Source organism: Microcystis sp. M49636_WE2 (genome assembly GCF_030065375.1).
GTDB lineage: Bacteria > Cyanobacteriota > Cyanobacteriia > Cyanobacteriales > Microcystaceae > Microcystis > Microcystis aeruginosa_C.
The window spans coordinates 1-1,188 of the sequence record NZ_JASJFG010000642.1 but is presented as its reverse complement, the minus strand read 5'-3'; the positions used below and the strand labels follow the sequence as shown (position 1 = coordinate 1,188).

Below are 1,188 nucleotides of genomic sequence, written 5' to 3'. Positions count from 1 at the left end.
TGATCTGACTGATTTAATTATCAAACAACTGCGCTATCGTAATTTTATTCTTTGTTCTTTAGGTGGCAATGCTTTTGCTTTTGTTCATCGAACTTTTTTAGAATACTTTTGTGCTTGCGAGTTTTATGAAAGATTTAAAAACCGAGGATTCCCAGACGGAATTACTCTTGAGGAATTGAAAACCAAAGTATTTGGAGAACATTATTCAGATCCTGTTTGGAAAGAAGTTTTATGTTTATTGATGGGGATGCTAAGTGCAGAATTTCCCAAAGAAGTTGCTGAAGAATTAATTAACTATCTCATTGATATGGAGGAAAAAGACAAGGGATTTGCTCATCTTTTTTTGGCAGCAGATTGTTATGGAGAATTGCGAAACCAGTCTATTTATGTTGAACTAAGTCAGCGATTGTTAGATAGTCTTCAATCATTAACTAAATCGTCTTATAGGTATGCTGATACTGATTTTAAGGAAAAAACAGTTGCTAAAATTGGAGCAATTTGGCAAGATCATCGGACAGGATGGAGTGTTCTTCAAGCTATAGCAACTGAAAGAAATGTTTGGTATGTTCAAGATCAAGCTGTTATTCAATTATCTAGAATTGCTAAAATTCATTCTGAGGCGTTAGTTTATCTACAGGAATTTGCTAGACAGGGTAAATCAGAAGCAATTGAAGCTTTAGCAACCCATTGGCGAGATAATCCTCAAACTTTACCCATTATTCAACAACAAGCTAACAAGGGTAAAAGTCTAGCAATTCAAGCTTTAGTAACCCATTGGCGAGATAATCCGCAAACTTTACCCATTATTCAACAACAAGCTAACAAGGGTCAATCAAAAGCGATTGAAGCTTTAGCAAACCATTGGCGAGATAATCCTCAAACCTTACCCATTATTCAACAACAAGCTAATAAGGGTGAACATAGAGCAATTGAAGCTTTAGCAAACCATTGGCGAGATGATCCTCAAACTTTACCCATTATTCAACAACTAGCTAATAAGGCTGAAGGGGAAATTATTGGACTTTTGACGGCATTAGCTAGAATAAAAATTGACTCGGAAATAGGAGCAATTATCGAAACAATATTAGCTAGAACGGATGTAGATGCTAAAATCAAAGAAGGTTTTCAAGAATTTCTTTACTATAGTAATTTCAGAGATTGGAGAAATCCCGATTAAGATAGCTAATC

The 1,188-nt window shown here is 35.1% G+C and carries 1 pseudogene; it reads left to right on the top strand.

Annotated elements, in window-relative coordinates:
• Nucleotides 1-1,177 (top strand): annotated as a pseudogene (locus PX484_RS14935) (signal transduction protein); the annotation flags it as partial.
• Nucleotides 1,178-1,188: the final 11 nt, after the last annotated feature.